Source organism: Catellatospora bangladeshensis (genome assembly GCF_016862575.1).
Lineage (GTDB): Bacteria > Actinomycetota > Actinomycetes > Mycobacteriales > Micromonosporaceae > Catellatospora > Catellatospora bangladeshensis.
In genome coordinates, this window is the sequence record NZ_BONF01000011.1 from 352,632 (window position 1) to 365,983 (window position 13,352).

8 protein-coding genes are annotated in these 13,352 nt (G+C 70.0%); 3 read left to right on the forward strand and 5 right to left on the reverse strand.

The window, feature by feature from the left end; genetic code table 11:
• Nucleotides 1–149: 149 nt before the first annotated feature.
• Complete coding sequence (locus tag Cba03nite_RS12445; RefSeq protein ID WP_203745379.1) at nt 150–4,757, reverse strand: discoidin domain-containing protein; 4,608 nt, start codon at nt 4,755–4,757, stop codon at nt 150–152.
• Between the two features lie 537 nt (nt 4,758–5,294).
• On the opposite strand from Cba03nite_RS12445, the gene Cba03nite_RS12450 reads away from it, so the two are divergent.
• Nucleotides 5,295–7,760 (forward strand): transglycosylase domain-containing protein, encoded by a 2,466-nt coding sequence (locus Cba03nite_RS12450; protein WP_203745381.1) that lies wholly within the window; start codon nt 5,295–5,297, stop codon nt 7,758–7,760.
• Nucleotides 7,761–7,837: 77 nt separating this feature from the next.
• On the opposite strand, the gene Cba03nite_RS12455 is transcribed toward Cba03nite_RS12450, so the two are convergent.
• A complete protein-coding gene (locus Cba03nite_RS12455) occupies nt 7,838–8,281 on the reverse strand; it encodes a hypothetical protein (protein WP_203745383.1) in 444 nt (147 codons plus the stop codon).
• 126 nt (nt 8,282–8,407) lie between these two features.
• Between Cba03nite_RS12455 and Cba03nite_RS12460 the strand changes: the two genes are divergently transcribed.
• Together Cba03nite_RS12460 and Cba03nite_RS12465 are read left to right on the forward strand one after the other, a co-directional pair.
• Nucleotides 8,408–9,499: a winged helix DNA-binding domain-containing protein gene (locus Cba03nite_RS12460; protein ID WP_203745385.1), complete on the forward strand. Its 1,092-nt coding sequence runs from the start codon at nt 8,408–8,410 to the stop codon at nt 9,497–9,499.
• 247 nt (nt 9,500–9,746) lie between these two features.
• The gene (locus tag Cba03nite_RS12465) at nt 9,747–10,334 is read left to right on the forward strand and encodes a TMEM165/GDT1 family protein (RefSeq protein WP_203745386.1); all 588 of its coding nucleotides are present in this window, start codon (nt 9,747–9,749) and stop codon (nt 10,332–10,334) included.
• Nucleotides 10,335–10,695: 361 nt separating this feature from the next.
• Here the strand turns inward: Cba03nite_RS12465 and Cba03nite_RS12470 are convergent, their stop codons facing one another.
• From Cba03nite_RS12470 to Cba03nite_RS12480, 3 genes are all read right to left on the reverse strand, one after another.
• Complete coding sequence (locus tag Cba03nite_RS12470) at nt 10,696–11,715, reverse strand: LacI family DNA-binding transcriptional regulator (protein ID WP_203745387.1); 1,020 nt, start codon at nt 11,713–11,715, stop codon at nt 10,696–10,698.
• Nucleotides 11,716–11,826: 111 nt separating this feature from the next.
• On the reverse strand, nt 11,827–12,864 hold the full coding sequence (locus Cba03nite_RS12475) for a LacI family DNA-binding transcriptional regulator (protein ID WP_346112668.1): 1,038 nt from the start codon (nt 12,862–12,864) through the stop codon (nt 11,827–11,829).
• A gap of 88 nt (nt 12,865–12,952) precedes the next feature.
• Nucleotides 12,953–13,352: carbohydrate ABC transporter permease (locus Cba03nite_RS12480; RefSeq protein WP_203745388.1), on the reverse strand; the 400-nt coding region annotated here is incomplete at its 5' end.

Here is a 13,352-nt window from a genome sequence, read left to right on the forward strand (position 1 = left end):
GAAACTGCACGAATCCGACGTCGCGAGTCCGCAGTTTCCCCGAAACTGCGGGCCGCCGCAGCTGCTGGTCGGCGACGCCCCGGCACAGACGTTAAGAAGGGCACCTTCTTATACGCGGAGCGTTAAGAAGGTGCCCTTCCTTCACTTCATCAGTTGCCGGTGAAGGTGAAGCCGGAGCCCGGCTGGGTGACGATGTTGCCGTCGGCCGAGTTCGTGATGGTGACGTTGGTCAGCGTCGCGCTGCCGCGGGCCTGGGCCATGGCCAGGATGCCCGCGCCGTTGTTCGAGCCGTCGATCTTCACGTTGGTGATGACCACCCCGGGGATCTCGCCGGACTTGAACTGGATGCCGTCGTACGTCGAGTCGTAGATCTCGGTGTCGCGGATCGTGACACCCGGGATCGCGACCGTCGCCGCGAACAGCGTGATCGCACCGAACTCCTGGTCCTCGTTCCAGAAGGCGCCACCCGTGCGGTAGAGCGCGTTGTTGGCGATCAGCGTCTGACCCGTGAAGGGGATCGGGTCGTGGTCGGTCGCCAGCATGATGCCCGGGTAGTTCATGGTGTCGTAGATCAGGTTGTTCTCGATCTTGTTGCCGTAGCCGCCGTAGACCGCGATGCCGTTCGCCCGCCACGGCAGCTGCACCGTGTTGTTGACGAAGCGGTTGTCGTGGCCGATGTCGACCGAGGTGTCCTTCACGTACTTGCTGGCCCAGACCGCGAGCGCGTCGTCGCCGTTGTTGCGGAACGACGAGTTGAACACGGTCGAGTTGCGCGTGCCGTTGGTGAAGTTGATGCCGTCGGCGTACGTGTTGCGGATGCGCATCCCGCTGAACTCCAGCCCGTCACCGGGACCCCACAGCTCGGGGATGTTGGAGTAGTCGCGGCCCACCCAGGCGCCCACGTTCGCGTGCTCGATCCACACGTTCGTGATCTTCGTGCCGACGCCGAGCCGGCCGTTGATGCCGACGCCGCCCTCGGCGTTGCCGTCACCGCCCCGGATCCGGCCGGAGCCGAAGATCGCCAGGTCGGAGATCTGGGTGTTCTTGTCGATGTCGAACCCGAAGTTGCCCTCGTGCGGGTGGTTGATGCCGCCCGCGTTCTGCGGCTGGATCAGCGAGTAGAGGCGGGAGTGCCACATGCCCGCGCCCTTGATCACGACGTTGCTGATGCCGACCTGGTTGTGGGTGCCGCGGTTCAGCGGGTCGTCGGTCAGGATCTTCTGCTCCTGCCGCCACTGGCCCTCGGGGATCCACACGCAGCTGATCTGCCCGTTCTGGTCGGCCGTCACCGCCGCCTGGATGGCGGCCGTGTCGTCGACGCCGTCGTTGGGCACGGCGCCGTAGTTGGTGATCGAGGTGCACTCGGCGGGCTTGCTCAGCGGCGCGGCCACCTGCTCCAGATCGATGAGATCGATGATGTAGAAGGAGGCGTTGTCGCCGGAGTCACGCTGCAGCCTGAACTTCGTGCCCGGCGGGTACGACGTGCCGAGCAACGCGTTCGACTCGTCGAACAGCCGGCGCGCGTTGGCCTGCGGGGTGTTGGTCAGGCCCTCGGGGTCGTCGGTGGTGCCGTAGAGCCAGCTGTGCACCGAGGACAGGGTGAGCTTCCGGTTGAACGTGCCGTTGATGTACAGGCTGATCGTGTAGTCCTGGCCGCCGCCGCTCGCGGAGTCCGGGACCGAGTTGCGGACCACGATCGAGTTCGCCTGGTTCACCGAGGTGAACTCGACGTACTGCCCCTGGCTGTTCAGGCGCACCGACTTGCGGCCCGAGGACTCGGTGGCGAAGTTGGTGTGCCCGAAGGTGCGCAGCGCGTCGGTCTCCAGCAGGACACCGTTGTGTGCGGCACTCTCCGCCTCGTACGAGGTGTACGGCACCGCCGCGCCGCGGCCGACCACGATCGACTGGGTCCGGCTGTTGTTGGTCTCGTTGGTCTCGGCCACCAGGTTGGTGGCGTCGGCCAGCGCGGTGATGGTCGCCCCGCCGCTGGTCGCGGTCCAGGTGCCGGTGACGGCGACGTTGACCGTGGCGCCCGCGGCGATCGAGGCGGTGTTGGTGTTGAGCACCGTGCTGCCGACCGTCACCCGGGTCACCGTGGTGACGCCGGTGGCGGTGGTGCCGCGGTTGTTGACGGTCACCGTGAAACTGACCGGCGCGCCCACGGCCGGGTTGGCCGGGTTGGTGGTGATGCCGGTGACCTGGAGGTCGGGGCCGGGCGCCTGGGCCACGGTCAGGTTCGACGCGGCGTTGGCGGTGTTGTTGTTCTCGTTCTGCTCGATGACCGTGCCCGCGTTGTCGGCACGCGCGCTGACCGCGTACGAGCCCTGGGCCAGGTTGCCGATCGACAGGCTCACGGCCTGGGACGCGCCCGCGGCCAGGCTCGGCACGTCCACGGTGCCCTTGAGCGCGCCGTCGACGTAGAAGCCCGCCTTGGAGGCGGCGGCCGACTGGTTGCCGGTGTTGTTCACGGTCGCGGTCAGCGAGATCGTCGAAGCCTCGTTCGGCGAGCTGGGGGTCCACGACACGTTGGTGACGGTCAGGTCCGGGTTCGGTGCCGGGGTGCCGCACACCTCGAACTCCGCGACCTGGCCCGACGGGGCGCCGGTGTTGGAGGTGATGCTCAGCCGCACGTCGGCCACGTTCGCGGTGACCGGGATGTTCACCACGTTGCTGCCCTGGGTGAACTGGTAGTTCGCCGCCGACACCAGGCTGGTGTACGTGCTCGACGACTGCTCGCGGCCCAGCACCTGGATGTTCTGGGTACGGGTGCCCCACGAGGCGTCCGGGTTCAGCTTCACGTTGACCTGCGTGATGCTGTGGTTGGCACCGAGCGCGACGGTGAGCTGGGCCGGGTAGCCCGCGCCCTCCCAGTAGGTGGCGACCTGCCCGTCGTTGGCCTTGTCCGGGGTGAAGGTGAACGTCGAGCCGTTGGCCGTGATGGTCTTGCCCAGCGCCACGTTGGTGCAGCCGGGCGGCTGGGTGCCGGTCCGGGTGACGGTGTTGCTGTTGCCGGACAGGTTGCCCGCGTTGTCACGCGCCCGCACGAAGTAGGAGACCGTCGCCGTGGCCGGCTGCGAGTCCTGGTACGTGGTGGCGGTGCCGATGGTGGCGATCAGGCCGCCGTCGCGGTACACGTTGTAGCCCGCCAGACCGCTGCCGCCGGAGTTGTCCGTCGACCCGGTCCAGTTGAGCGTGATCGTGGTGCCCGAGGTGCTCTGCGTGAGATTGCCCGGCGTGCTCGGCGCGGTGACGTCGCCGCCGGTCCGGGTGACGGTGTTGCTGTTGCCGGAGACGTTGTCGGCGTTGTCGCGGGCCCGCACGTAGTAGGACACGGTGGCCGAGGCGGCCTGGGTGTCGCTCCAGGTGGTGACGTTGCCCGTGGTCACCACGAAGGTGCCGTTGCGGAACACGTCGTAGCCCTTGATGCCGCTGCCGCCGGAGTTGTCGGTGGACGCGCCCCAGTTCAGGGTGATCGTCGTGCCCGACGTGGTGTAGCTCAGCGTGCCGGGCACGCTCGGCGGGGTGGTGTCCGGCGTGGTGCCGTTGCGCGTCACCGTGTTGCTGTTGGCCGAGACGTTGCCCGCGTTGTCGCGCGAGCGCACGTAGTAGGACACGGTCGCCGAGGTGGGCTGGGTGTCCTGCCAGGTGGTCACGGCGCCGACCTGCGCGGCCAGCGTGCCGTTGCGGTAGACGTCGTAGCCGGCCAGGCCGCTGCCGCCGCTGTTGTCGGTGGACGCGTTCCAGTTCAGCGTGATGGTGGTGCCCGAGGCGGTCAGGGTCAGGTTGCCCGGCACGCTCGGCGCGGTGGTGTCGGTGCCGCTGCCGGGGCCGTAGACCTCGACCTCGGAGAGCTGCCCGGCCGGCCACGCGGAGTTGGCGGTGATGTTGATCCGCACGTACCGGGTGGTGGTCTGGCTGAAGTTGATCGTCACCGAGTTCCCGGCCACGGCCGGGTTGAAGGTGTACGACGCCGAGGCGACGATGTCGCTGAACGTCGAGCCGTTGGTGCTGCCCTGCACGGACAGCGTCTGCGAGCGGGTGCCCCAGCCCGACGTCGGCAGCTTCAGCACGACCCGGTTCACCGCGACGGCGGCGCCGAGGTCGACGGTCAGCCACTCGGGGAACGAGTTGTTGGCGCTCTCCCAGTAGGTGCCCTGGTTGCCGTCGACGGCGCGGCCCGAGTCGTATACGTCGGCGTGGCCGCTCTCGGTGGTGGGGCGGCCCTGCGCGAGGTTGGTCGACGAGCTCGCGGTGCCGTAGATCTCCAGCTCGGACAGCTGCGCGGCGGCCCAGCCGGTGTTCGCGGAGATGCTGATCCGCACGTACCGCGGCGAGGTGGCCGGGAAGTTGATGGTCACCGAGTTGTTGGCCACCGACGGGTTGAAGCTGTACCCCTGCGACGCGACGATGTCGGTGAAGGTGCTGCCGTTGCTGCTGCCCTGCACGGCCAGGGTCTGGGTGCGGGTGCCCCAGCCGTCCGGCAGCTTCAGCACGACCTGGTCGATCGCCGTGGCGGCGCCGAGGTCGAGCTGCGCCCACTGCGGCAGGGAGCCGGAGCTCTCCCAGTAGCTGCCCTTGTTGCCGTCGTTGAGGTTGCCGGCGCCGTAGGGACCGTTGACGGAGCTGGCGGAGGCGGACTTGCCGAGCGAGAGGTTGGGTCCGCCGGCCGCTTGCGCGACCGCCGCCCATCCTGCGGTGGCGATCATCGCGGTGGCGAGCGCGAGCGCCACCGTCCTGATCGGATTCTTTCGTCTCATCACTGTCCTTTTTCACAGGGACGGAGCGCCGGGGCGGGGGTGCGACCGGCGTGGCGTGCATCCGGCGTGGTGGCCGGGCGTGCCGCGGACGGTGAGCGGAACCGGGCGGTCGACGTGGTGCTACGTGCGGGGGCGGATCGACCGGGGTCGCGAGGGCACAGGCGGCCACCGGGATGAGCACCGGCAGGTGAGCGGCCCTGCTGGGGAACTTGCACAAGCGGTAGACAAAACCAAACATCGCTTTGTCGAAATCTTGCACTACGTTGGGAGCAACGTTACCGACGTGCTACCGGTGCGTCAACACTTCGGTCTCCATTGGTATGGCGGGCACCCGGCCGATCGGACGGTGCGCGTGACACCCGTCCGCAACTCGTGATCACTTAGCGCAACCGCGCGTGGTGTGTTGTGCGTCTTGCACATCAAACGGATGCCCGGAATGCTGGCGGCGCGCGCGTGTGCACTCGCCCGCCGCCCGTGTCCTGGGCTGTGCGCCATGCGAGGCCTGATCCTGCCCATCAGATACGAGGCGGTGACCCGATGCGCAAGCGGGACCACAACATATTCGTGAACTTGGTGTCCCTGCTGACCTGCGGGTTCCTCACCGGTGTGGTGATCGCCGCGTTCGCCTTCCCCGCCGTGGCGCTTTCCGGCCTGGCCGCCAAGGCCGGTGGTGAGGCATTCGGCCAGCTCCCCGACGAGCTGACGGTCAAGCGCTCGCCGCAGATCAGCTACCTGTACGCCTCCGACGGCAAGACGCCGCTGGCCACCATGTACGACGAGAACCGCCGCGACATGCCGCTGTCGGACATCCCCGAGGTCGTCAAGCAGGCCGTGCTGGCCGCCGAGGACCAGAAGTTCTACGAGCACAACGGCGTCGACGTGATGGGCGTGGCCCGCGCGTTCATCGCGAACAAGCAGGCCGGCACCGTGGAGCAGGGCGCCTCGACGCTGACCATGCAGTTCGTGCGCCTGTCGATCTCGTACTCGGCGGACACGGCGCAGGAGGTCGTGGACGCCACCGAGGACACCACCAGGCGCAAGGTCCGCGAGATGCGCTACGCCATGGCCATCGAGCAGCGCATGAGCAAGGACCAGATCCTCGAGGGCTACCTGAACACCGCATACTTCGGCAACCGGGCGTACGGCATCTTCGCCGCCGCGAAGGTGTACTTCGACAAGGAGCCCAAGGACCTCACCGCCGCCGAGGCCGCGTTCCTCGCCGCGCTGGTCAAATTCCCCGGCAAGTACGACGCGGTCTCCGGCGACGGCGAGAAGGGCGCCGTCGAGCGGCGCGACTACGTGCTGCAGGAGATGGTGGAGACCGGCGCGCTGACCCAGGCCGAGGCCGACAAGCACAAGGCCGAGCCCCTCAAGGTCGTCGGCAAGGTCACCCCGAACGGCTGCGTGCAGACCACCAACATCCGCTGGGGCTTCTTCTGCGACTTCTTCCAGCGCTGGTGGAACCAGCAGGAGGTGTTCGGCGCCACCGTGTTCGACCGCGAGCGCGCCCTGAAGTCCGGCGGCTTCCGCATCATCACCTCGCTGGACGTCACCACCCAGGCCGCCATGGACAAGAGCATCACCCGGGCGCTGACCAACAACCCGGACCTGCCCGGCAAGAAGTGGAAGTGGAAGTCCGACGCGGTCATGCTGGCCGGTATCGAGCCCGGCACCGGCAAGGTGCGCGGCCTGGCCACCAACCGCAACTTCAAGCTGGACAGCCGCACCGCGCCGGCCAACGGCAAGCACTCCAACCCGGCGCTGGCCAAGCGCGGCATCCGCGGCAGCTACCCCAACACCACCAACCCGCTGATGAGCGGCGGCCCCGACATCGGCGGCTACCAGGCCGGCTCGGTCATGAAGATCTTCACGCTGGTCGCGGCCCTGGAGAAGGGCTACCCGCTGGCCACGCCGATCCCCACCAAGGCGCCGTACGTCTCGAAGATCCGGATCTCGGGCGACCCGAACTGCGGCGGCTACTGGTGCCCCAACAACTCGGGCAACAAGAACTGGGGCACCCAGAACATGTGGACCGGGTTCGGCAACTCGGTGAACACGTTCTTCGTGCCGCTGTTCGAGATGGTGGGCGGCGAGCGCGTCATCGACACCGCCAAGCGGCTGGGCCTGACCTTCTACGACAACCCCAAGGAGAAGATCGACGACGCGTACTTCGCCGCGCACGCCGAGGGCTGGGGCCCGTTCACCCTCGGCGCGTCCGACCACACCCCGCTGCAGATCGCGAACGCGTTCGCGACGCTGGCGGCCGACGGCCTCTACTGCGAGCCGATCCCGGTCGAGAAGATCCTGAACAACAAGGGCGAGAAGCTCGACGTCGGCGACAAGCGCTGCAAGCAGAACATCCAGGTGGACGTGGCCCGCGCGGCCATCGACGCGGCCCGCTGCCCGATCGGCGACCGCTCGCTCTACGGCCGCTGCAGCGGCACCACCGCCCGCGACTCCAAGGACATCATCAAGAAGCACATCGCGGGCAAGACCGGCACCACCGACGACTCGAAGTCGGTGACGCTGACCATCACCACCAAGCAGCTGGCCATCTCCGGCTTCCAGACCGACCCGGACTGGGCCCAGGTGAGCACGCACAAGATGTCGCACCGGGTGGTCAACCCGGCGGTGCAGTACGCGATGCGCGACGCCATGAAGGGCAAGCCGAACCTCCAGTTCAGCAAGCCCAGCAGCATGAAGCTGGTCACCGGCTCCCTGATCAGCATCCCGGTCGTGAAGTGCAAGCCGGTGGCCGAGGCCCGCTCGATCCTGCGCGCCCGCGGCTTCGAGGTGGACGTCGCCACCAAGCCGATCGACTCGGACTGCCCGAAGGGCACCGCGGCGGGCACCTCGCCCGAGGGCCGCACCATCCGCGGCGGCATGGTCACCATCGAGGTCAGCAACGGCAGCAAGGTCAAGCCCACCACCCCGCCCGGCCCCGGCGGCCCCGGCGGCCCTGCGGTCCCGCCACCACCACGCCGCGGCATGATCCTGCCGTGACCTGCCGAAACTCTTAAAGGGTCGCGCCCTCAGACTGACTCTGAGGGCGCGACCCTTTCAAGAATTGCCGGCGAGGGTCAGCGGGCGGCGACCTCGGCGTCGGCGTCGGCGCGGGCCTTCTCGGCCTCGCGGGCCTTCGCGGCGGCCTTGGCGTCCATCACGGCCTGCGCGTCGGCGGCACCGGTCTCCCGGGCCCGGTTGGCGGCCAGCTCAGACTCCATCGAGTCGTGCTTGCGCTGCAGGTCACGCATCTCGGCGCGCTGCTCGGCCAGCTCCCGGCGGGCCGCCATACGGCGCCGCGCCCGGCGGCAGGCCCCGCCGAACATGATGAACAGGCCGATCAGGACGAGTGCGCCTGCCACGGCACCGGTGAGGAAGACCTGCCCCACCGTCGCCTCGACGCTGTATCCGAACAGCTCCACCGTGCCCGCCGGCGCGGTGTAGAGCCCGTCGTTGTTCATGAAAGCCGCCAGGGCCAGCCCTGAGAGGCCGAGGACCAGCAGCAGTCCGATCAGAATCATCGTTTCGCCTCCTGCCCGCCGACAGCGGTCGATGGATGTCAACGGGCCGGAGATACCCGCCGCCCGAGCGCGGTAAACGGCGCTGCGGGAGGGCGGCCTGTCGGCGGGCGTGGCTAGGCTGGACTCATGATCGACCGGCGCCAGGTGATGAGTTTCCGCGTCCATGCCCAGCAGCTCGACCGCGTGGAGGGCGCCCTCGGCGACACCGCGATCCTCGACCTCGGGGTGCAGGACACCGGGCCCGACGGCGCCGGCTGGGCGCTGGCGGTGCGCGGCCTCGACCCAGCCGCCCTGACCGGCGACGACCTGGTGCTGCTGTGGACCGTACGCGGCGCGCCGCACCTCTACCGCCGGGCCGACCTGGGCCGGGTCGCCGCCGCCGTGACGCCCTACTCGGAGGCCGACGCGGGCAAGCGCATCTACGACGCGGCCAAGCCGCTCAAGGCGGCGGGCATCCCGATCCTGGACGCGCTCGACGAGATCGCCGCCCGGATGCGCGAGATCGTGCACGAGCCCACGGTCAAGGGCACGGTGTCCGGCCGCCTGGCCGAGCTGCTGCCGGAGCCGTACCTGCGCTTCTGCCGACCGTGCAACGCGACGCACCTGTACGAGATGCCGTTCCGGCTCGCCGCGGTGCGGGCCGGGCTGGAGCTGGAGCCCGGCACCTCTCCCCCGGTGCTGCGGCGCAGTGCCGGTGTCCGGAAAGCGTCCTCGCCCGCCGAGAGCCACGACCTGATCCGGTCCTACCTGCGGCTGCTCGGCCCGGCCACGCCCAAGCATGTCGCCGACTACCTGGACGCGCCGGTCAAGGACGTACAGGCGCGCTGGCCGCAGGACACCGTCGAGGTGACGGTCGGCGGCGAGAGGCGCTGGCTGCTCGCGGACGACGAACCGGCGCTGTCGGCGGCGGCTTCGGCCACCGGTGTCCGGCTGCTCGCGCCCTTCGACCTGTTCCTGCAGGGCAAGGACCGTGCCACGCTGGTGCCCGACGCCGCCCGCGCCAATCAGCTGTGGCCGGTGCTGGGCCGCCCCGGCGCGGTGCTGGCCGACGGCGAGCTGGTCGGGGTGTGGCGGCCGCGCAAGTCGGGCCGCAAGCTGACCGTCGCGGTCGAGCCGTGGGGGCGGCTGCCCGCCGCCGTCCGCGAGCAGGTCGCGGAGCAGGCCGAACGGCTGGCCGCATACCGCTGCGCCGCCCTCGCCGGGGTGGAGATCGCCTGACCCGGGTCCCGCGTCCGCTGTGAGTGCCGCCACTCGCGGCAGCGGTGACGTCCGGGCACGGGATAGGGTCGTCCACGCGAAGGGGAGTAGCTCCCAATTCGGTGGTCGACATACTGGTCCGCTCCGGCGGTCCCGGCCATCGGGCCCCGCTCTGCGGGGTGAGCGAGACCTTCGGCTCAGGCAGTCATGCCGGGCCGAGGTCGTCGCGCGCGCCTTCCGCCCGGTGAACAGTCCCGGGAGGACACACGTGGAAGGTTTCGCCGCCGCCCTGGTGGTCAGTTTCGCCGTCATCTTCGTCGCCGAGCTGGGCGACAAGTCGCAGCTCATGGCGATGACGTTCGCCACCCGCTACCGCGCCACGACGGTGCTGGCGGGTATCACCATCGCCACCGCGCTGGTGCATCTCGTGTCGGTCGGGGTCGGCGTCGGCCTCGGGGCCGCGCTGCCCACCGGCTGGATCAGCCTCGCCGCCGGTGTGGCGTTCCTCGGCTTCGCGGCCTGGACGCTGCGCGGCGACAGCCTCACCGAGGACGAGAAGTCCAAGGCCCAGCGGGGCGGCCGGTCCGCGCTGTGGGCCGTGGGCGGCGCGTTCTTCCTGGCCGAGCTGGGCGACAAGACGATGCTGGCCACCATCACCCTGGCCACCCAGCACGGCTGGTTCGGCACCTGGGTCGGCTCGACGGTCGGCATGGTCGCCGCCGACGCGCTGGCCATCCTGGTCGGCCGCTGGCTCGGCCGCAGCCTGCCCGAGCGCGCCATCCGCTACGGCGCCGCCGCCCTCTTCCTCCTCTTCGGCGCCTGGCTCATCGTCGAGGGCTGGACCCAGGTCGCCTGACCGGCCCACCCGCTTTGCAGTTTCGGGGAAACTGCGCGAATTCCGGCGTCCGGACGTGCGGTTTCCCCGAAACTGCAAGCCGTGGCGCGGGTGTGTGCAGGTGGGCCGCCGTCCGGGCGGCGGCGGCCCACCTGGTCGTACGGTGAAGGGAGAACCGTACGCGTCAGGTCACGGCGCGGTGCGGGTGAAGCCGCTCGCCGTGGCGGTGTTGCCGTTGTGCGCGATGTCACGGGCGGTCTCGGGGCCGCTGGTAGTCGGCATCGTGCTCCGGCGGCCGTCGACACATCGATGGAAGCGATCACCATCCTGGTTCTGAACGGGCGTGGGAGTCAAGAACTTCCGGAAAAGTATCGGAGTACTCCTATGCCCGCGGCGGCTGCGCGCTGTCCCGCACCACCAGCTCGGTGGCCAGCTCCACGCGCAGGCTCTCCACGTGCTCGCCCCGGGCCAGCCGCAGCACGGTGCGCGCGGCGAGCATGCCCATCTCGGCCAGCGGCTGGCGGACCGTGGTCAGCGGCGGCGACGACCAGCGCACCTCGGGCAGGTCGTCGAAGCCGACGACGCTGACGTCCGCGCCCACGCGCAGGCCCGCCCGGCGCACCGCCTCGTAGACGCCGAGCGCCATCTGGTCGCAGGAGGCGAAGATCGCCGTCGGCGGGTCGGGCAGGCCCAGCAGCCGGGTGCCGCCCGCGTACCCGGACTCGTGGTAGAAGTCGCCCTGGTGGATGAGGGCGTCGTCGACGGGCAGCCCGGCCGCCTCCAGCGCGGCCCGGTAGCCGTCCATCCGGGCCCGGCTGCACATCAGCTGCGGCAGGCCGGTGATCAGGCCGATGCGGCGGTGGCCCAGCCGGATCAGGTACTCCGTGGCGGTCAGGCCGCCCGCCCAGTTGGTGGCGCCGATGGTGGGCGCGTCCTGCTGCGGGATGCCGTCGGCGTCGACCAGCACCACCGGGATGTTGAGGCGGCGCAGCTCGGCCTGCAGCGGCGGCTCGACCATGGAGGTCACGAAGATGACGCCCTCGGTGGCGCGGGAGCGTACGCCGTCCAGCCACTGCTTGGCCGAGGCGGTGCGGCGGTGGATCGCGGACACCACGGTGCCGATGCCCGCGGCGTGCGCGACGTCCTCGACCCCCCGGATGATCTCGACGGCCCACGGGCTGTCCAGGTCGTTGAAGACGAGGTCCAGCAGGCCGGACCCGGCCCGGCCGGCGCTGGCGCGGCGGCGGTAGCCGTGCCGGGTGAGCAGTTCCTCGACCCGCTCTCGGGTGGCCAGGGCCACATCGGAGCGTCCGTTGACGACCCGCGACACGGTGGGCACGGACACCCCGGCGAGGTCCGCGATCGCGGCGATGGTGACCTTGGGCGGCTTGTTCTCGGCCACGGGCGACTCCTTGCGCGACGAGCCACCGGAGGGTCTTCCGGCGGCCTGACCCACAGCCTAGTGATGAAAGTTTCGCACGACTACCGGTAGGGGTTACGGCTCGTGGCGACGTCAGGCGCGAGGTGCGGCGGTGCTGTCCCGGACGATGAGCTCGGTGGCCAGCTCGACCCGTGGGCTCTCGATCCGCTCGCCCTGGGCCAGGCGCAGCACGGTGCGCGCCGCGAGCAGCCCCATCTCGGCCAGCGGCTGCCGGACCGTGGTCAGCGGCGGCGAGCACCAGCGCACCTCGGGCAGGTCGTCGAACCCCATGACACTGATGTCGTCGGGCACGCGCAGGCCGCGCTGGCGCACCGCCTCGTAGACGCCCAGCGCCATCTGGTCGCTGGACGCGAAGATCGCCGTCGGCGGCTCGGCCAGCTGGAGCAGCTGGGTGCCGCCGGCGAACCCGGCCTCGTGGTAGAAGTTGCCCGGGTAGATCAGCTTGTCGTCGACGGCGATCCCGGCCGCCTCCAGCGCGGCCCGATACCCGTCGACGCGGGCCCGGCTGCACATCAGCTGCGACGGCCCGGCGATGAAGCCGATGCGGCGGTGGCCCAGACCGATCAGGTATTCGGTGGCGCGCAGGCTGCCCGCCCAGTTGGTGGCGCCGATGGTGGGCGCCTCCTGGGGCGGCACCCCGGCCGGGTCGACGATGACGACGGGGATGTTGAGGCGGCGCAGCTCGGCCTGCAGCGGCGGCTCCAGGGTGGACGTCACGAAGATGACGCCCTCGGTGGAGCGGCTGCGCATGTTGTCCAGCCACTGCTTGGCCGCCGAGGTGCGGCGGTGGATGGCCGACACCACGGTGCCGATCCCGGCGGCGTGCGCCACGTCCTCCACCCCGCGGATGATCTCGACGGCCCACGGGCTGTCCAGATCGTTGAAGACGAGGTCGAGCAGGCCCGAGCTGGCCCGCATGCTCGGCGGGCGGCGGCGGTAGCCGTGCCGGGTGAGCAGCTCCTCGACGCGTTCGCGGGTCTGCGGCGAGACGTCGGAGCGGCCGTTGATCACGCGCGAGACGGTGGGCACGGACACCCCGGCCAGGCGCGCGATCGCCGCGATGGTCACTTTCCGGTTGTCCTCGGGAGCCACGGTTCGCCCTTTCGTCATCGCCCGAGCCTACGGTGGGCCGGTCCCCGGCACAGCAGCCCTTTCGGCGGGCTGCCGTGCCGGTTCTCCCCCACCCCCCGGCGGGAGTTCAGCCTTTGACGCTGCCGGCGAGACCACCGACGAGCTGCCGTTCGGCTATGGCGTAGAAGCCCAGTGCGGGGATCATGGACAGCACGACGTAGGCCAGGACGCGGGCGGTGTCGTCGGCGTACTGACCCTGGAAGGCCTGGACCCCGACGGGCAGGGTCCACCAGCTCTGGTCGGTGAACACGACCAGCGGCAGCATGAAGTTGTTCCAGCTGGCCACGATCGCCAGCACCGACACCGTCGCGAGGGCGGGCTTGGCCATCGGCAGCAGGATGCGCCAGAAGAACCCGAACGGCGTGCACCCGTCCAGCGTCGCGGCCTCCTCCACCTCGGCCGGAATCGTGCGGAAGAACTGCCGCAGGATGATGATCGTCGTGGGCAGGCCGAACGCCGCCTGCGGC

Excerpts from the sequence above, each read along its gene's own strand:
- Cba03nite_RS12445 (WP_203745379.1), bottom strand. The coding sequence starts at position 4,757 with ATGAGACGAAAGAATCCGATCAGGACGGTGGCGCTCGCGCTCGCCACC.
- Cba03nite_RS12450 (WP_203745381.1), top strand. The coding sequence starts at position 5,295 with ATGCGCAAGCGGGACCACAACATATTCGTGAACTTGGTGTCCCTGCTG.
- Cba03nite_RS12455 (WP_203745383.1), bottom strand. The coding sequence starts at position 8,281 with ATGATTCTGATCGGACTGCTGCTGGTCCTCGGCCTCTCAGGGCTGGCC.
- Cba03nite_RS12460 (WP_203745385.1), top strand. The coding sequence starts at position 8,408 with ATGATCGACCGGCGCCAGGTGATGAGTTTCCGCGTCCATGCCCAGCAG.
- Cba03nite_RS12475 (WP_346112668.1), bottom strand. The coding sequence starts at position 12,864 with ATGACGAAAGGGCGAACCGTGGCTCCCGAGGACAACCGGAAAGTGACC.